15 protein-coding genes are annotated in these 18,781 nt (G+C 52.9%); 10 read left to right on the top strand and 5 right to left on the bottom strand.

Annotated elements, in window-relative coordinates:
• Nucleotides 1-9 precede the first annotated feature (9 nt).
• On the top strand, nucleotides 10-1,698 hold the full coding sequence (gene fruA / locus EOS97_RS00665; protein ID WP_000854412.1) for a PTS fructose transporter subunit IIBC: 1,689 nt from the start codon (nucleotides 10-12) through the stop codon (nucleotides 1,696-1,698).
• A gap of 64 nt (nucleotides 1,699-1,762) precedes the next feature.
• Here fruA and nfo read toward each other — a convergent pair whose 3' ends face one another.
• Together nfo and EOS97_RS00655 are read right to left on the bottom strand one after the other, a co-directional pair.
• Entirely contained in the window at nucleotides 1,763-2,620 is an 858-nt protein-coding gene (gene nfo, locus EOS97_RS00660) for a deoxyribonuclease IV (RefSeq protein WP_000873910.1), read from the bottom strand.
• Between the two features lie 78 nt (nucleotides 2,621-2,698).
• The gene (locus EOS97_RS00655; protein WP_000137966.1) at nucleotides 2,699-3,748 is read right to left on the bottom strand and encodes a YeiH family protein; all 1,050 of its coding nucleotides are present in this window, start codon (nucleotides 3,746-3,748) and stop codon (nucleotides 2,699-2,701) included.
• Nucleotides 3,749-3,868: 120 nt separating this feature from the next.
• On the opposite strand from EOS97_RS00655, the gene yieE reads away from it, so the two are divergent.
• The 3 genes from yieE to cirA all read left to right on the top strand — a co-directional run bounded on the left by yieE (nucleotide 3,869) and on the right by cirA (nucleotide 8,727).
• Nucleotides 3,869-4,732, top strand: a complete 864-nt coding sequence (yieE, locus tag EOS97_RS00650) for a DNA-binding transcriptional regulator YeiE (protein WP_000548316.1) — start codon at nucleotides 3,869-3,871, stop codon at nucleotides 4,730-4,732.
• Between the two features lie 189 nt (nucleotides 4,733-4,921).
• Nucleotides 4,922-6,391, top strand: a complete 1,470-nt coding sequence (gene lysP, locus EOS97_RS00645) for a lysine-specific permease (protein WP_000534999.1) — start codon at nucleotides 4,922-4,924, stop codon at nucleotides 6,389-6,391.
• Nucleotides 6,392-6,735: 344 nt separating this feature from the next.
• On the top strand, nucleotides 6,736-8,727 hold the full coding sequence (gene cirA / locus EOS97_RS00635) for a catecholate siderophore receptor CirA (RefSeq protein ID WP_000488251.1): 1,992 nt from the start codon (nucleotides 6,736-6,738) through the stop codon (nucleotides 8,725-8,727).
• 43 nt (nucleotides 8,728-8,770) lie between these two features.
• Here cirA and EOS97_RS00630 read toward each other — a convergent pair whose 3' ends face one another.
• Together EOS97_RS00630 and serB are read right to left on the bottom strand one after the other, a co-directional pair.
• Nucleotides 8,771-10,093 (bottom strand): MFS transporter, encoded by a 1,323-nt coding sequence (locus EOS97_RS00630; RefSeq protein ID WP_000023806.1) that lies wholly within the window; start codon nucleotides 10,091-10,093, stop codon nucleotides 8,771-8,773.
• 32 nt (nucleotides 10,094-10,125) lie between these two features.
• Nucleotides 10,126-11,013, bottom strand: coding sequence for a phosphoserine phosphatase SerB (serB, locus tag EOS97_RS00625; protein ID WP_000022914.1), 888 nt, complete (start codon nucleotides 11,011-11,013; stop codon nucleotides 10,126-10,128).
• Nucleotides 11,014-11,229: 216 nt separating this feature from the next.
• Between serB and EOS97_RS00620 the strand changes: the two genes are divergently transcribed.
• Both EOS97_RS00620 and EOS97_RS00615 read left to right on the top strand, forming a co-directional pair.
• Complete coding sequence (locus EOS97_RS00620) at nucleotides 11,230-12,597, top strand: L-serine ammonia-lyase (RefSeq protein WP_000443206.1); 1,368 nt, start codon at nucleotides 11,230-11,232, stop codon at nucleotides 12,595-12,597.
• Nucleotides 12,598-12,601: 4 nt separating this feature from the next.
• Nucleotides 12,602-12,991 carry a helix-turn-helix domain-containing protein gene (locus EOS97_RS00615; RefSeq protein ID WP_000876817.1) on the top strand — a complete coding sequence of 130 codons (390 nt, stop codon included), beginning with the start codon at nucleotides 12,602-12,604 and terminating at the stop codon, nucleotides 12,989-12,991.
• On the opposite strand, the gene fghA is transcribed toward EOS97_RS00615, so the two are convergent.
• Nucleotides 12,980-13,837 carry an S-formylglutathione hydrolase gene (fghA, locus tag EOS97_RS00610; protein WP_000425488.1) on the bottom strand — a complete coding sequence of 286 codons (858 nt, stop codon included), beginning with the start codon at nucleotides 13,835-13,837 and terminating at the stop codon, nucleotides 12,980-12,982. The two genes, EOS97_RS00615 and fghA, sit on opposite strands and share 12 nt — an antisense overlap.
• Before the next feature lie 329 nt (nucleotides 13,838-14,166).
• Here fghA and folE point away from each other — a divergent pair, with 329 nt between their 5' ends.
• The 4 genes from folE to mglB all read left to right on the top strand — a co-directional run bounded on the left by folE (nucleotide 14,167) and on the right by mglB (nucleotide 18,661).
• Entirely contained in the window at nucleotides 14,167-14,835 is a 669-nt protein-coding gene (gene folE, locus EOS97_RS00605; RefSeq protein WP_001139607.1) for a GTP cyclohydrolase I FolE, read from the top strand.
• A gap of 14 nt (nucleotides 14,836-14,849) precedes the next feature.
• Complete coding sequence (gene yeiB, locus EOS97_RS00600; protein ID WP_001612136.1) at nucleotides 14,850-15,992, top strand: DUF418 domain-containing protein YeiB; 1,143 nt, start codon at nucleotides 14,850-14,852, stop codon at nucleotides 15,990-15,992.
• A 149-nt stretch (nucleotides 15,993-16,141) separates the two neighbouring features.
• The gene (galS, locus tag EOS97_RS00595; RefSeq protein WP_000628624.1) at nucleotides 16,142-17,164 is read left to right on the top strand and encodes an HTH-type transcriptional regulator GalS; all 1,023 of its coding nucleotides are present in this window, start codon (nucleotides 16,142-16,144) and stop codon (nucleotides 17,162-17,164) included.
• A gap of 498 nt (nucleotides 17,165-17,662) precedes the next feature.
• A complete protein-coding gene (mglB, locus tag EOS97_RS00590; RefSeq protein ID WP_001036943.1) occupies nucleotides 17,663-18,661 on the top strand; it encodes a galactose/glucose ABC transporter substrate-binding protein MglB in 999 nt (332 codons plus the stop codon).
• The last annotated feature ends 120 nt before the right edge of the window (nucleotides 18,662-18,781 follow it).

Genomic DNA, 18,781 nt, shown 5'->3' with positions numbered 1-18,781 from the left:
AGAGGCATAATGAAAACGCTGCTGATAATTGACGCTAATCTCGGCCAGGCTCGCGCTTACATGGCGAAAACCCTGCTTGGAGCGGCGGCGCATAAAGCAAATCTGGAAATTATCGACAATCCGAATGATGCTGAGCTGGCGATCGTGCTGGGCGAATCTCTGCCGAACGACAATGCTCTGAACGGCAAAAAGGTTTGGCTGGGGGATATTGGTCGCGCCGTCGCGCATCCGGAACTGTTTCTGAGTGAAGCCAAAAGCCATGCGACCCCTTACAGCGCTCCTGCTGCGGCTGTTCCTGCGGCGAGCGGCGGTCCGAAACGCGTGGTCGCGGTAACGGCCTGCCCGACCGGCGTCGCCCATACTTTTATGGCGGCTGAAGCCATTGAAACAGAAGCGAAAAAACGCGGCTGGTGGGTAAAAGTCGAAACGCGCGGCTCCGTGGGGGCTGGCAATGCCATCACCCCTGAAGAGGTGGCGGAAGCGGATTTAGTCATTGTGGCGGCGGATATCGAAGTGGATCTGGCGAAGTTTGCCGGTCTCCCGATGTACCGCACGTCGACCGGCCTGGCGCTGAAAAAGACGGCGCAGGAGCTGGATAAAGCCGTAGCGGAAGCAACGCCGTATCAACCGGCGGGTAAGGCATCGCAAGCGGCGACCGAAGGGAAGAAAGAGAGCGCTGGCGCATACCGGCATCTATTGACGGGCGTTTCTTACATGCTGCCTATGGTGGTTGCCGGGGGACTGTGTATTGCACTTTCCTTCGCCTTTGGTATTGAAGCCTTTAAGGTGCCGGACACGCTGGCGGCGGCGCTGATGCAGATTGGCGGCGGTTCGGCGTTTGCGCTGATGGTGCCGGTACTGGCGGGTTATATCGCTTTCTCCATCGCGGATCGCCCAGGCCTTACGCCAGGTCTGATTGGCGGTATGCTGGCGGTTAGCACCGGTTCCGGTTTTATCGGCGGGATCATTGCCGGCTTCCTTGCCGGGTATATGGCGAAGCTTATCAGTACCAAATTGAAACTTCCGCAAAGTATGGAAGCGCTGAAGCCAATCCTGATCATCCCGTTAATTTCCAGTCTGGTGGTGGGGCTGGCAATGATTTACCTGATCGGTAAACCGGTTGCCGGGATTCTGGAAGGGCTCACCCACTGGCTGCAAACCATGGGGACGGCAAACGCGGTGCTGCTGGGCGCGATTCTCGGCGGGATGATGTGTACCGACATGGGTGGCCCGGTGAACAAAGCGGCGTATGCGTTTGGTGTTGGTCTGCTGAGTACGCAAACTTACGCGCCGATGGCGGCGATCATGGCCGCAGGTATGGTACCGCCGTTAGCGCTGGGTCTGGCGACGATGGTGGCGCGTCGTAAGTTCGACAAAGCGCAGCAGGAAGGCGGTAAAGCGGCGTTGGTGCTGGGGCTGTGCTTTATCACTGAAGGCGCTATTCCGTTTGCGGCGCGCGACCCGATGCGTGTACTGCCGTGCTGTATCGTTGGCGGCGCGTTGACCGGGGCTATTTCTATGGCGGTAGGCGCAAAATTGATGGCGCCGCATGGCGGTCTGTTTGTTCTGCTTATCCCAGGCGCAATTACGCCGGTATTGGGATACCTGCTGGCAATTGTGGCCGGTACGCTGGTGGCAGGGCTGGCTTATGCCGTCCTGAAACGTCCGGAGACGGAAGTCGCGGCAAAAGCGGCGTAAGAGAAACACGCTAAAAAAGGCAGAGCGCGCTCTGCCTTTTTTATTGCCTGAAGAACATTGAGCGTCAGGCCACCGCTTCGGCAATTTGCTGGGCTTTTAACCACGCAATCTCTTCCGCCCAGATATCAGGATTGATGGTCTCCAGTATCAGCGGAATACCGTCAAAACGCCCATCCTGCATAATCCAACGAAACGCATCGTGGCCGATATTGCCTTCACCCAGACTGTGATGGCGGTCAACGCGGCTACCGAAGGCGCTTTTGGCGTCGTTCAGGTGCATTCCGCGCAAATACTGAAATCCGACAATTTTCCCGAATTCGGCGAACGTTTTTTCGCACGCCTCTGGCGTACGCAGATCGTATCCGGCGGCAAAGGCATGGCAGGTATCGATACAGACACCAACGCGCGACTTATCTTCCACGCCGTCGATGATGGCGGCTAACTGTTCAAACTCAAACCCCAGATTACTGCCCTGACCGGCTGTATTTTCGATAACCGCCGTAACGCCCTCGGTCTGCGCGAGGGCAATATTGATGGATTCCGCGATCCGCGCCAGGCAATCCTCCTGTGCAATCTGCATCAGATGGCTACCGGGATGAAAATTAAGCAAGGTTAAGCCGAGTTGTTCACAGCGCTGCATTTCATCGAGAAAGGCATCGCGTGATTTTTCCAGCGCTTCACTGACCGGATGGCCCAGATTAATCAGGTAACTATCGTGGGGAAGGATTTGCGCCGCCGAAAAATGATACTTTTCACAGGCGATTTTAAAGTCATCAATGACCTGGGGAGTAAGGGGGGCGGCACGCCACTGACGCTGGTTTTTTGTGAAAAGCGCAAAGGCCGTTGCGCCAATTTCAGCCGCGCGGGCAGGGGCGTTAGCCAGACCGCCAGCAGCGCTGACGTGCGCTCCGATGTATTTCATAAAAGACTCCTGTTAAACCCGCTAACGGTTCATTACGAACGCTATGATAACGGGTTAACAGGCGTGAAACGTAATAATTTATGCGATAAGGCTATGGATTAGGACGTTAATGGCGCCACCGCCAATAATCAGCCAGGCGAATAGTGCCAGCGCCATCAGCAGCGGTTTCGCCCCCGCTTTTTTCAATGCGCTAACGTGAGTGGTCAGACCCAACGCCGCCATCGCCATCGCCAGCAGCACTGTGTCCAGCGTCACCAGCATATCCACCACGGCTTTCGGCAGCAGGTGGAAAGAGTTGAAGATCGCCACTACGATGAAGAAAATAGCAAACCACGGAATGGTAATTTTGCTTTTTTCCGCGCCGGTCGCCGGTGAAAGCTGTTTAACGCGTGCCGCCAGAATGATCAGGAACGGCGCCAGCATCATGACACGCAGCATCTTAGCGATAACTGCCGCATTTTCCGCATCCGGGCTAACGGCATGACCCGCTGCGACCACTTGCGCGACTTCATGCATGGTTGAGCCGATATAGATGCCGTAAGTTTCCGGGCTGAACCAGTGCGCCAGCAGCGGATACATTGCCGGGTAAAGGAAAATAGCGATGGTGCCGAAAATAACGACAGTCGCGACGGCTACAGTAACCTTACTGGCTTCCGCTTTTACCACCGGTTCTGTCGCCAGTACCGCCGCCGCGCCGCAGATACTGCTACCGGCGCCAATCAGCCAGCTGGTGTGCCTGTCCAGACCAAAGACTTTTTGGCCTAAGAAGCAGGCCAGCATGAACGTGCTGGAAAGCGTTAATACGTCAATCACAATGCCGCTAATGCCCACGTCGGCGATTTGTGAAAAGGTAAGGCGGAAGCCGTAAAGGATAATCCCTAAACGCAGCAGATGTTGTTTTGCAAACAGCACGCCGCCGTCGCATTGTTTCCATATTTGTGGATAGACGGTATTCCCGATAACCATACCCAGCAGGATAGCCAGGGTCAGGGCGCTGAACCCCGCGCCTGCAACGGCAGGGATAGCGCCGCCCCACAGGGCGACTCCTGTAATGACGGCGCTCAGAGCGAGCCCCGGTATAAAATGCCACATTGTACGACGATGATTCTGCAAGGTGAGTTCTGTCATAACCTTCTCCTGTATATGGACAATAAGGTTACGGTGATCTGGTTTAAAAATAAAATTGATTATATATTTATAATTAATCTTTATAAGTGGTAAGTGAAACGCTATCGGTGGGATACGACTATGCATATTACGCTACGACAACTTGAAGTGTTTGCTGAAGTACTGAAAAGCGGTTCAACAACCCAGGCGTCGGTCATGCTGTCATTATCGCAGTCCGCCGTTAGCGCCGCGCTCACCGATCTGGAAGGTCAGCTCGGCGTACAGTTGTTTGATCGGGTGGGGAAACGGCTGGTGGTCAACGAACATGGGCGCTTGTTATACCCGCGCGCGCTGGCATTGCTGGAGCAAGCGGTAGAAATTGAGCAGCTATTTCGTGAGGATAACGGCGCGATACGGGTTTATGCCAGTAGCACCATCGGCAATTACATTTTACCCGCCATGATTGCCCGCTATCGCCAGCATTATCCGGCCTTACCGCTGGAACTCAGCGTGGGAAACAGCCAGGACGTGATTAACGCGGTGCTGGATTTTCGGGTTGATATCGGCCTGATTGAAGGACCATGTCACAGTACAGAGATTATTTCTGAGCCGTGGCTGGAAGATGAGCTGGTGGTCTTTGCCGCGCCGTCCTCGCCGCTGACGCAGGGGCCGGTGACGCTGGAACAGCTTGCGGCATCCCCATGGATTTTACGCGAGCGCGGTTCCGGTACGCGGGAAATTGTCGATTATTTGCTGTTGTCGCATTTGCCGCGCTTTCATATGGCGATGGAGTTGGGGAATTCAGAAGCGATCAAACATGCAGTGCGTCATGGACTGGGGATAAGCTGTTTATCGCGCCGGGTGATTGCTGAACAACTTCAGGCGGGAACCCTGGGCGAAGTCGCGGTGCCGTTACCGCGCCTGGTGCGCACGTTGTGGCGTGTTCATCATCGGCAGAAACATCTTTCTAACGCGTTGCAGCGTTTTTTGAGTTACTGTGAATAAAGGTGAAGAGGAGGGCTGCCCGGGCGGCATCGCCATTTTTAGTATCCGCTTACGTATACGTTATTCTCTGCTTTACTTATAATCCGTGGCCGGTCATGAAGGTCTCTTATAACCGCGCATTTGTGTCGGAAGGATAGTATTTCGTCTGTTACAATCGCGCCTCATTTTTTGGATGGATAGCATTTTCACATGGGTTCCAAAACTAAAACCACAGAAGCGCCCGCGCTACGTCGCGAATTAAAGGCGCGTCACCTGACGATGATTGCCATTGGCGGCTCCATCGGGACAGGTCTTTTCGTTGCATCTGGTGCGACAATTTCTCAGGCGGGGCCAGGCGGCGCGCTGTTTTCTTATATTCTGATTGGTTTGATGGTCTACTTCCTGATGACCAGTCTTGGCGAGCTGGCGGCCTATATGCCGGTATCTGGCTCGTTTGCGACATATGGTCAGAACTATGTGGAAGAAGGCTTTGGTTTCGCGCTGGGCTGGAACTACTGGTACAACTGGGCGGTGACTATCGCTGTTGACCTGGTTGCCGCGCAATTGGTGATGGGCTGGTGGTTCCCGGACACGCCGGGCTGGATCTGGAGCGCGCTATTCCTCTGCGTCATTTTCTTGCTGAACTACATTTCCGTACGCGGTTTTGGCGAGGCGGAGTACTGGTTCTCGTTAATTAAAGTCGCGACCGTTATTATCTTCATCATCGTTGGCGTAGCGATGATTATCGGTATCTTTAAAGGTGTCGAGCCGGTCGGCTGGAGCAACTGGACGACAGGCGATGCGCCTTTTGCTGGCGGTTTTGCGGCAATGATTGGCGTCGCGATGATCGTGGGCTTCTCTTTCCAGGGAACTGAGCTGATTGGTATTGCCGCCGGGGAATCTGAAAACCCGGAGAAGAATATTCCGCGCGCGGTGCGTCAGGTGTTCTGGCGTATTCTGCTGTTTTATGTTTTCGCGATTTTGATTATCAGCCTGATCATTCCTTATACCGATCCAAACCTGCTGCGTAACGACGTCAAAGACATTAGCGTCAGTCCGTTTACCTTAGTGTTCCAGCATGCGGGCTTGTTGTCTGCGGCGGCGATAATGAATGCGGTTATCCTGACGGCGGTACTGTCTGCGGGTAACTCCGGGATGTATGCCTCGACCCGTATGCTCTACACCCTGGCCTGTGACGGTAAGGCCCCGCGTATTTTTGCGAAATTGTCCCGCGGCGGCGTACCGCGCAATGCGCTTTATGCCACCACCGTGATTGCCGGTCTTTGCTTTTTGACCTCAATGTTCGGCAACCAGACGGTCTATCTGTGGCTGTTGAACACCTCCGGTATGACGGGCTTCATCGCCTGGCTGGGGATTGCCATTAGCCATTATCGCTTCCGTCGCGGTTACGTGATACAAGGGTATGATGTGAATGATTTGCCGTACCGTTCCGGATTCTTCCCGCTGGGGCCGATTTTCGCCTTTGTACTGTGCCTGATTATTACGTTGGGGCAGAACTATGAAGCGTTCCTGAAAGATACCATCGACTGGGGCGGCGTCGCGGCGACCTATATCGGTATTCCGCTGTTCCTGCTTATCTGGTTCGGCTACAAGCTGATAAAAGGCACGCATTTCGTGCGCTATAGCGAAATGCACTTCCCGGAACGCGTTAAAAAGTAACGCGGTATTCTCGTCATGGCCGGATAGGCTTTATGCCGCCATCCGGCACGGACTGCCTGAACCTGACCCTTCTAACCCTCTCATTCGAGAGGGTTTTTTGTTTTTTCTTTATGATTGGTTCAAATGACATAATTATTAACAATTAAATTGATAATTATTATCGTTTGCTTTATCGTTACGCTCGAAATCAGAAAGGATGAAGATTCGGGCGCGACCGTCACTCATGAGCCCGACTCGCCTGCATAAAAAGAGTTCGCCGTGATAACCGTTATCGCAGGCGAAACGTAATGCGTTGTGAGCGATAACCGATTTTTTTTGTCGTATTTACCTCATGGAGAAATGGAATGTTTAGGTTTAACCCTTTCGTTCGGGTAGGGCTTTGTATGTCCGCAGTTACGTTGGCCTGGCCGGTTGCCGCGGCAACGGATGATGGTGAAACCATGGTCGTTACCGCGTCCGCCATCGAACAAAATCTGAAAGATGCGCCAGCAAGTATCAGCGTCATTACCCAGCAAGATTTACAGCGCAGGCCCGTGCAAAACCTGAAAGATGTCCTGAAAGAGGTGCCGGGCGTACAGCTCACTAACGAAGGGGATAACCGTAAAGGCGTGAGTATTCGTGGTCTGGACAGCAGTTATACGCTGATCCTGATCGACGGTAAGCGCGTTAACTCCCGTAACGCGGTCTTCCGCCATAATGATTTTGATCTGAACTGGATACCGGTTGACGCTATCGAACGCATTGAAGTGGTGCGTGGCCCCATGTCCTCGCTGTATGGCTCCGATGCGCTGGGCGGCGTGGTCAACATTATCACCAAAAAAATTGGTCAGAAATGGCACGGCAGCGTCACGGTTGACTCCACTATTCAGGAACATCGCGACCGTGGCGATACCTATAACGGTCAGTTCTTTACCAGCGGTCCGCTGATCGACGGCGTGCTGGGAATGAAAGCCTACGGTAGCCTGGCGAAACGCGAAAAAGACGAGCAGCAGAGTTCCGCCACCACCGCTACGGGTGAAACGCCGCGCATTGAAGGATTTACCAGCCGGGATGGAAACGTCGAGTTTGCCTGGACACCAAACGAAAATCATGACGTTACCGCAGGCTACGGTTTTGATCGCCAGGACCGGGACTCCGACTCGCTGGATAAAAACCGTCTGGAACGGCAAAACTATGCGTTGAGCCATAACGGACGTTGGGATCTCGGCAATAGCGAGCTCAAGTTCTACGGCGAAAAGGTGGAAAACAAAAACCCCGGCAACAGTAGCCCTATCACGTCAGAAAGCAATTCGATTGACGGGAAATACGTTCTGCCGTTAGCGTCTGTCAACCAGTTCCTCACCTTCGGCGGCGAATGGCGTCACGATAAACTGAGCGATGCGGTGAACCTGACCGGCGGTTCCAGTACTAAAACCTCCGCCAGCCAGTATGCTCTGTTCCTTGAAGATGAGTGGCGCATCTTCGAACCGCTGGCGCTGACCACCGGTATTCGTATGGATGACCATGAAACCTATGGCGATCACTGGAGCCCGCGTGCTTATCTGGTCTATAACGCAACGGATACCCTGACGGTGAAAGGTGGGTGGGCCACGGCCTTTAAAGCGCCGTCGCTATTGCAATTAAGTCCGGACTGGGCGACCAACTCCTGCCGTGGCGGATGCCGCATTATCGGTAGCCCGGATCTGAAACCTGAAACCAGTGAAAGCTGGGAGCTCGGCCTTTATTACCGGGGCGAAGAAGGCATACTGGAGGGCGTGGAAGCGAGCGTTACCACGTTCCGTAACGATGTGGACAATCGCATCAGCATTAGCCGTACCCCTGACGTTAACGCCGCGCCCGGCTATTCCAACTTTGTCGGTTTCGAAACCAACAGTCGGGGACAGCGCGTTCCGGTCTTCCGTTATTACAACGTGAATAAAGCGCGTATTCAGGGCGTGGAAACCGAGTTGAAAGTTCCGTTTAACGAGGCGTGGAAACTGTCGTTGAATTACACCTATAACGACGGACGCGACGTCAGTAATGGCGGGAACAAGCCGCTTTCCGATCTGCCGTTCCACACCGCGAACGGTACGCTGGACTGGAAACCGGCGCAGCTCGAAGACTGGTCATTCTACGTATCAGGGAATTATACCGGGCGTAAGCGGGCCGACAGCGCAACGGCGAAAACGCCGGGCGGGTACGTGGTCTGGGATACCGGCGCGGCATGGCAGGCGACGAAAAACGTTAAACTGCGTGCGGGCGTTCTGAACGTGGGCGATAAAGATCTCAAACGCGACGACTACGGTTATACCGAAGACGGACGTCGTTACTTTATGGCGGTGGATTACCGTTTCTGACAGAGACTGGCGACAGCCGCGTTTTGCCGCTGTCGCCAGAATGTTATAACCGATGCAGCCTGGAGAGCAGCGCCAGCGACAGAGTCGTTAGCAGAATAGCGATCAACGCATAGATATAAACGCCCGACCACGCCCAGCTATTTTTCACCATAATTACCGGCACACCGGCCATTGCCGCGCCGACATAGCTGAACAATCCCCGAAAGCCGGTAATCGATCCCGCCGCATCCTTATGGGTCACATCCAGACAGCCGACGGCAAAAAGCATATGCGGTCCGTATAAGGCGAAGCCCATGATGGTGAACAGAATCGCGGTGAGGGTGTAAGAGGTATCCTGAACCAGCGGCACCAGCACGATGCATATGCACAGCGCTAACGCGAAGATTAATCCGGTCATCCAGCGGTTACTTTTGAACATAAAGTCAGACAAGTAGCCTGCCAGCAACCCACCCGCCAGTCCGCCCGCCTCAAACCAGGAAATAATCGAGTTCGCTTTTATCAGGCTCCAGCCGTGAACCTGCGAATAGTAAATCTGCGGCCAGTCGTTAAGGATGGTGCGCGCAATATAAACCGACATATCACCGATAATAATGATCCATACCAGTGGATTGGTCAGGATATATTTCACAAAAATCTGCCAGAAGCTCAGGTTGACCGGGCTGGCCTTGACCTGGGCCAGTTCCGTCGGGTCGTTACGCCACTGCCCCACGTTGGGCAAACCTAACGTACCGGGACGATCTTTAATGGTAAATAGCGCCACTATCCCCATCAGCAGCGAAATGGCGCCGGGAACATAAAATCCCATTTTCCAGCTACCGCTAAAGGCGATAGCAAAACTGGTCAGCAGCGGCGCGAGGCTGCCGCCGATATTGTGCGCCGCTTCAACGATAGCCCACCAGCGTCCCCGTTCGTTTTTCGAAAACCACGAGGCCATAATTTTCGCCATCGGCGGAAAGCTGGTGCCCTGTAAGATCGCGTTGAGACTGTACAGCACGTAGAATGCCGCCACGCTGTCGGAAAAGCCGAACAGAATATTTACAATCCCCACGCCAATCAGCACCGGGCCGGTCATGGCTTTCGGGTTAATTTTATCGACCAGCATCCCGCCGACAAACTTCATTGCGCCATAAAGAATGTAAAAAATGGAAGACATAATGGCGAAGTCTTCTGCGGTCAGCGACGTTTCCGTCAGCATGGCCGGCATCGCGGCGGAGAAGTTTTTACGGGTAAGATAAAAGACGGCATAAGAGATAAAGACCGAGGCGATAATCTCAAAACGAAATTTTTTATAGGTCTGGTCTATCTCTTTTTTCTCTTTTACAATCGGCTTATCGGGCTGGCTGAAAATAAATGTTTTTATACTCATTTTAAAATTCCCTTCCGGCGAGGTGAGTCGCGTTATAATTCATCTTCAATAAGAAAAAGAAGCAATTCGAAACCGTGATAATTAATCTGATGGTGGATTTTTTCCCGTACAACCGGCTTCGCTTTCCAGGCAATACCGGTGCCAGCATGTTCTAACATCGGCAGATCGTTGGCGCCATCACCGCAGGCAATAATATTCTCCGTGGCAATATTTAACCGGGCAGCCAGGTCAACCAGCGTCTGTTTTTTGTTTGCGGCATTCATAATCGGCAAGGTAATGTTATCCGTCAGAACGTTATCGCGTATTTCAACCGTATTCGAAAAGGCATAATCCAGTTGATACCGTTCTTTTAGACGCTGGGTGAATATATCCAATCCCCCGGAGATAATCGCGGTTTTAAATCCTTTGGCCTTGATGACTGGCAGAATAGTTAACAGGCCTGGCGAAAGGGTCATGCGATCGCATACGGCGTTCAGCACTGCTTTCGGTGTGCCTTTCAACATTCCGATACGTCGGGTAAAACTGGCGTTAAAATCAAGCTTGCCCTCCATCGCCTGTTGGGTAATGGCGGTGATTTGCGTCGACATGCCAAGCTCGCGGGCAATTTCATCCACGCCTTCTTCCGCAATAAATGTCGAGTCCATATCAAACGCGATAATACCGTTAGCAGGCAGTGGCTGCGGCTTAATAAAAAAATCAAACTGCCATTGCAATGAGAGTTCGCGTAAATAGCGATAAAATTCAGGCGTCAGACATTCCGCTGGCAGCGTAAGCTTTAAATAAGCGGTATTGATAAGCGCGGCATAACGTTTATCAAATAATAGCGGAAATGGCATGGTGACGGCATTAAATAACGTTTCCTGTAATTTTTTCTGAAACGTATCGATATCCTGTGTAGTAATAAAATAAATAATGCTCATATGATAACTCCCTTAATTTACGGGTATTATAATGACTCTTTTGCGGCGTGGAATCTTGTGCTATCACAGATATCACAGCCAGAAAAGGGCTAAAAAAGCGTTGTTTTTGATACCAGGTAAAGTTCAGACACAAAAGGTATCACTTTTGATATGCCAACTGTGCGAGGATGTTATTTATTACTGAACGCGAATGACACTGAAAGGATTGATATAACGATGGAGAGTTGCCTTGATATATTCAAAATAGTAATAGGTCCATCCAGCTCACGTACCGTAGGGCCGATGCGCGCCGCCTGTCACTTTATTTCATTGCTCAGAGAACAAGAGACGTTGCCGCTAATTCGGGAAATTGAAATCGAGCTGTATGGCGCGTTATCGTTAAGCCGCAAGTGCCACAATGTGGATACCGCCCTGTATCTTGGGCTGCTGGGTTGCCAGCCGGAGAATGTCGATCTCCGTTCGCATATGGCGGTGATTAAGCGTGCGGAAAATGAAAACAAAATCGAACTCCCGCTCTCTGACGCGGGCGGAATCACGATAAAAGTCAAGATTATCGCCAATCACCAGGCGCATCCAGGCCATCCTTATGCCATGACGTTTCGCGCCAGGGATGATTATTTTACGGTGTATGAAGAGACCTGGTTTTCGACCGGCGCCGGGCAGGTCCGTAAACATGGCGAGCCGCTGACGCCATCGCTTCCTTTGCGTACAGTGTCGCCCTTTGAATTTAGTCATGCCGCGCAGTTGCTGGCGCTGTGTCGGCGTAACGGCCTGTCCGTGGCGGCGCTGATGATGAAAAATGAGCTGTGCCGCCACTCGCCACAGACGTTGCAGAATTATCTGGCGCAAATATGGGACGTGATGCAGCAGGCGGTTTATCGCGGCCTGCATACTGAGGGGGTATTACCCGGTCCCTATCAGGTACCGCGGCGCGCCTGTGCGTTACATAAGACGTTACAGGCTAACCGCTCCGCCAGCGATTTTTTAACCGCGCTGAACTGGGTCAATGCCTTCGCGATTGCGGTAAGCGAAGAAAATGCCAGCGGCGGACAGATTGTTACCGCGCCAACCAATGGCGCGTGCGGCATCATTCCGGCAGCGCTCTGCTGGTATGATAAATTTGTCACGCCGCTGGAGCCCGGTGCTCTGACCCGTTTCTTCCTGACCGCCGCCGCTATCGCGATATTGTTTAAACAAAACGCCTCTATTCTGGGATCTGAAGTTGGCTGTCAGGGGGAAATCGGCGTGGCGTGCTCAATGGCGGCGGCGGGCCTGGCTGAACTGATGGGCGCATCCGTGGAGCAAACGCTGAGCGCCGCTGAAATTGCCATGGAACATCATCTGGGATTGACCTGCGATCCGCTGGGCGGGCAGGTACAAATTCCCTGCATAGAGAGAAACGCCATCTCTGCCGTGAAAGCGATAAACGCGGCGACGATGGCGATGAGTCGCGTAAGCGAACCCTGTATTTCGCTCGATGAGATCATTGCTGCGATGTACGAGACCGGTAAAGACATGAGCGCTAAATACCGTGAAACGTATCATGGTTCGCTGGGGAAAATTCAGCCGCGCAAGAGAGGGTAACAGCGTGAAATACAATACGATGAATAACGACGAGATTATCCTGTCGTTGTGCGCCCGCTTAAAGGAGACGCGCCTGTCTCTTTCGATGACCCAGCAGCAGCTTGCCGATCGCGCGCACGTTGGTATTGCCACCATCAAGCGTATCGAGAAGGGGGGAGGGCTCAATCTTGATACGTTAATTTCTCTCCTGCGGGCGCTGGATAAGTTGCATAATCTTGATGCGGTGCTGTTTGAATCCGAGCTGCGTAATTTTCACGAAAGTTATGAAGGCGGAGAGGGCAGCGGCCGCCTTCAGGTACGCCAGCAGGCCGCGGATTTAAATAATAAATCTTCCGCGCCGCAGTCGGAGGAGGTGAACTACAGCGCGGCGCTGGAAAATTCATTATGTTGGTGACGTCTCACGCTCGTCCCGTAAATACCGGGCATGAAAGCGCAGATGGTCCTCGATGAAGGACGCAATAAAATAATAGCTATGATCGTAGCCAGGCTGGATTCGTAGCGTCATCGGCCAGGCGGTTTGCCGCGCGGCTTCCGCCAGTACGGCGGGCTGAAGCTGATCGGCGAGGAACTGATCGCTGTCGCCCTGATCGATGAGCACAGGAATGGCGTCCTGCGGCTGGCTGGCCAGCATTAATTCGCAGCTATCCCACTCAGTCCAGGCTGATTCATCTTCGCCGAGATAAGCGGTAAGCGCTTTGATTCCCCACGGCACGCGGCTGGGGTTGACGATGGGCGCAAAAGCAGAGACGCTGGTATATTTGCCCGGATTTTTCAGCGCCATGATTAACGCGCCGTGGCCGCCCATCGAGTGCCCGCTGATGGCGCAACGGTCGCTGACGTTAAACTGTGTCTGGATAAGCGCCGGAAGCTCATCGCGCAGGTAATCGTACATGCGATAATGGCTGGCCCAGGGCGGCTGTGTGGCATTGAGATAAAACCCGGCGCCGTGGCCTAAATCGTATCCGCTATCGTCGGCGACCTGTTCACCGCGTGGACTGGTATCCGGCATCACCAATACAATGCCCAGTTCTGCTGCGATACGCTGCGCGCCTGCTTTGGTGGTAAAATTCTCATCATTGCAGGTCAACCCGGACAACCAGTACAGTACCGGAGGCGGTTCATTATCCTGAGTCGGCGGAAGAAAAATGCTGAATGTCATGGCGCAGTTTAGCGTGGCGGCATGATGACGCCAGCGCTGCTGCCAGCCGCCAAAACATCGGTGCTCTTCGAGCATTTCCATGCGGGGGCTCCTTTTATGGTGAACCTGATAAGGTATGCAGATTCTTCATAATACAGATTATTCACCGCGTTGTGAGTAACTTTCACTTCCGTAATACATAAACATGCTTCATCATTTAAATAACGTTGCGTTAACAAATATGCCCTTTGTCCTGCCATCATTCTCGCACCGGAAAAGATGTCATGAAAGGCAGCGACAATTTCAACAATTATGGGCGTGAATACTGGATTATGTGCGCTACCTCACGCACAATAATCACACTGTCACAATATTGACAAACTTTGCCCCATGCAGGGCAGAGGCGCCACACCTGCAGGAGAACACGATTAATGCCATCACTCAGTAAAGAAGCGGCCCTGGTTCATGACGCGCTGGTTGCCCGGGGGCTGGAAACGCCGCTGCGCCCGCCTATGGATGAACTGGATAATGAAAAGCGAAAAAGCCTTATCGCAGGGCATATGACTGAGATTATGCAGTTGCTGAATCTCGATTTGAGCGATGACAGTCTGATGGAAACGCCGCATCGTATCGCTAAGATGTACGTTGACGAGATTTTCGCCGGCCTCGACTATGCCAATTTCCCGAAAATTACCCTCATTGAAAATAAAATGAAGGTGGATGAAATGGTCACCGTCCGCGATATCACGCTGACCAGCACCTGTGAACATCACTTCGTGACCATTGATGGCAAAGCGACCGTCGCGTATATCCCCAAAGATTCCGTGATCGGCCTGTCGAAAATTAACCGCATTGTGCAATTCTTCGCCCAGCGTCCGCAGGTTCAGGAACGTTTGACCCAACAAATTCTGACGGCGCTGCAAACCTTGCTCGGCACCAATAATGTAGCGGTATCGATTGATGCGGTGCATTACTGCGTGAAAGCGCGCGGTATTCGTGACGCAACCAGCGCCACGACGACGACGTCGCTGGGCGGATTGTTTAAGTCCAGCCAGAATACGCGCCAGGAGTTTCTGCGTGCCGTTCGCCATCATCCATGATTAAGGCGGAGACGATGGAGCGTAATGTCACGCTGGATTTTGTACGTGGCGTCGCTATCCTCGGTATCCTGCTTCTTAACATTAGCGCCTTTGGATTGCCGAAGGCGGCTTATCTCAATCCCGCCTGGTACGGCGCGATCGTTCCCGAAGACGCCTGGTCCTGGGCGATTCTCGATATTGTGGCGCAGGCTAAATTTCTTACGCTGTTCGCGTTGTTGTTTGGCGCGGGGCTACAAATGCTGCTTCCGCGTGGTAAACAGTGGATTCAATCGCGCTTGACGCTATTGGTACTGTTAGGTTTTATCCATGCGTTATTCTTTTGGGACGGCGACATTCTGCTGGCCTACGGTCTGGTCGGATTAATTTGCTGGCGACTGGTACGCGACGCGCCTTCGGTAAAAAGCCTGTTCAATACCGGCATACTCCTTTATCTGGTCGGGATTGGCGTGCTACTGCTGCTGGGCGTGGTATCGAGTAGCGAAACCAGCCGCGCCTGGACGCCGGATGCGTCGGCAATATTGTATGAAAAATACTGGAAGCTGAACGGCGGCATGGAGGCTATCAGCAACCGGGCAGAGATGCTGTCAAATAGTTTACTGGCGCTCGGCGCGCAGTATGGCTGGCAACTGGCAGGTATGATGCTGCTGGGCGCCGCGCTAATGCGTAGTGGCTGGCTGAAAGGTCAGTACAGTCTGCGGCACTATCGCCGTACCGGGATTCTGCTGGTGGCGTTAGGGCTAATGATCAACCTGCCTGCGGTCATCTTACAATGGCGGCTGGACTGGGCGTACCGCTGGTGCGCCTTCTTATTGCAGGCGCCGCGCGAACTGAGCGCGCCGTTGCAAACGCTGGGCTATGCCGCGCTGATGTTTGGCTTCTGGCCGCAGCTTAGCCGATGCAGACTGACGCTTGCCATTGCCTGCGTAGGGCGAATGGCGCTGACCAATTATTTGCTGCAGACGATCATCTGTACCACGCTGTTTTATCAGTTTGGCTTATTTATGAAATTCAATCGACTGGAACTCTTGTTCTTTGTCGTTCCGGTATGGGCAATAAACCTTCTCTTTTCCGTCATCTGGCTACGTTTCTGGCGACAGGGACCGGTCGAGTGGTTATGGCGTCAACTCACGTTGCGCGCGTCAGGATCGCTCAGATAACGATCTGAATCACATTCATTAACAAAATCGCTGTAACCGTTTCCATCCCTGTGATGTTTCTCACGTAGTCCTGTGCAGGGTGCTGACAAAATAGCCGCCTGCTAACGGGGCATTTGTGAGCATTTTTGAACTCAAACAGGGCAGTGAATATGATCACCATTCGTGATGTAGCGCGCCAGGCTGGCGTGTCTGTAGCGACCGTTTCCCGCGTACTGAATAACAGCGCGTTGGTCAGTCCCGACACCCGTGACGCCGTTATGCAGGCCGTCACCCTGCTGGGATATCGGCCAAATGCGAATGCGCAAGCGCTGGCCACCCAGATGAGCGATACCATCGGTGTCGTGGTCATGGATGTTTCCGATGCCTTTTTCGGCGCTCTGGTGAAAGCCGTAGATCTGGTCGCGCAGCAGCACCAGAAATATGTTCTCATTGGCAACAGTTATCATGAGGCGGAAAAAGAGCGCCATGCGATTGAAGTCTTGATCCGTCAGCGTTGTAACGCATTGATTGTTCACTCAAAAGCCTTAACCGATCGCGAGCTGAGCGACTTTATGGATCAGATCCCCGGTATGGTGCTGATTAACCGTATCGTGCCGGGTTATGCGCATCGTTGTGTCTGTCTCGACAATGTGAGCGGCGCCAGAATGGCGACCCGAATGTTGCTGAATAATGGACATCAACGCATCGGCTACCTGGCCTCCAGCCACCGTATTGAAGATGACGCGATGCGCAGAGAAGGGTGGTTATACGCGCTGCAAGAGCAGGGGGTTGCTGCGTCGGAGAGCTGGATTGGCACCGGCACGCCGGATATGCAGGGCGGCGAGTCGGCAATGGTTGAGTTGCTGGGACGCAATCTGCAACTGACGGCGGTATTTGCCTATAACGATAACATGGCGGCGGGCGCGCTGACGGCGTTAAAAGATAACGGCATCGCCATTCCCTTGCATCTGTCTGTCATCGGTTTCGATGATATCCCTATTGCTCGTTATACCGATCCTCAGTTGACTACCGTGCGCTATCCTATTGCTTCTATGGCGAAAATCGCGACCGAGCTGGCGTTACAGGGGGCCGCAGGCACGCTGGATATCACGGCGACGCACTGCTTCATGCCAACCCTGGTACGGCGCCATTCGGTGGCATGGCGACAGAATGCGGTACTGATCACTAACTGATTACGCACCGCATGTAACCGTTTTCAATCTGTGAGTAAATTCACAGTTTATTAACATTGTGATAGCTATGATGACAACGTTTGTCGCACTGTAACTAATGTGTAACAGTTAGTTGTCAGTTTTGCTGGGGTATTTCGCTTATAAAAACCGTTATCACAATATCCCGCGACTACCGGACAAAAATAAAGAGTTGAATAAGAGCCTATCCCATTAGGGCTATTTTACTTGCCATTTTGGACCTGGGCAGTGCTCGCCAAAACGCGTTAGCGTTTTGAACGCCGCTAGCGGTGGCCCGAAGGGCGAGCGTAGCGAGTCAAACCTCACGTACTACGTGTACGCTCCGGTTTTTGCGCGCTGTCCGTGTCCAAACTGGCTGCGCCAATAACGCCTGGTGGGATAGGCTCTAAATACGCTTCGGCGTTCAGTAACACGCGTTAACGTGCTGAACAGCCGGGCATTTTTTTACGCTATACCCTACATAATAAAACCGGAGCTACCATGAATAAGAAGGTACTGACCCTTTCTGCCGTGATGGCAAGTCTGTTATTCGGCGCGCACGCGCACGCGGCTGATACTCGTATTGGCGTGACGATTTATAAATATGACGATAACTTTATGTCCGTGGTGCGTAAGGCTATTGAAAAAGATGGCAAATCCGCGCCGGATGTCCAGCTACTGATGAATGACTCGCAAAACGATCAATCTAAACAGAATGATCAAATTGACGTTTTATTAGCGAAAGGGGTTAAAGCTCTGGCGATTAACCTGGTCGACCCGGCAGCCGCCGGTACGGTGATTGAGAAAGCGCGCGGGCAAAATGTGCCGGTGGTGTTCTTTAACAAAGAGCCTTCCCGCAAAGCGCTGGACAGCTATGACAAGGCGTATTATGTCGGGACTGACTCTAAAGAATCCGGTGTGATTCAGGGCGACTTGATTGCCAAACACTGGCAGGCGAATCAGGGTTGGGATCTGAATAAAGACGGTAAAATTCAGTATGTTCTGCTGAAAGGCGAGCCGGGGCACCCGGATGCTGAAGCCCGTACGACGTATGTGGTGAAAGAATTAAATGATAAAGGTATTCAGACCGAGCAACTGGCGTTAGACACCGCCATGTGGGATACCGCGCAGGCAAAAGATAAGATGGATGCCTGGCTGTCTGGCCCGAACGCTAACAAGATTGAAGTGGTTATCGCGAATAACGATGCGATGGCGATGGGCGCGGTAGAGGCGCTGAAAGCGCATAATAAATCGTCGATTCCGGTCTTTGGCGTCGATGCGTTACCGGAAGCTCTGGCGCTGGTGAAATCGGGCGCGATGGCCGGTACGGTACTGAATGACGCCAACAATCAGGCGAAAGCGACATTCGATCTGGCGAAAAACCTCGCCGAAGGCAAGGGCGCGGCTGACGGCACCAGCTGGAAGATTGAGAACAAAATCGTGCGCGTGCCTTATGTCGGCGTGGACAAAGATAATCTGAGCGAATTTACCCAAAAATAACTTTTCCGTCTGTGGGCGCAATTTTGTTGCGCCCTGAAACCGTGGAAGGGTGACGTGCCGCAGACCGGATAACGTATTTCTTTTGCCATCCGGCGCGGATAGTCATAATTAAAAAGGCCG

It is taken from the genome of Salmonella sp. SSDFZ54 (genome assembly GCF_004010735.1).
GTDB lineage: Bacteria > Pseudomonadota > Gammaproteobacteria > Enterobacterales > Enterobacteriaceae > Salmonella > Salmonella enterica.
This window is presented reverse-complemented; position numbering and strand designations above follow the sequence as displayed.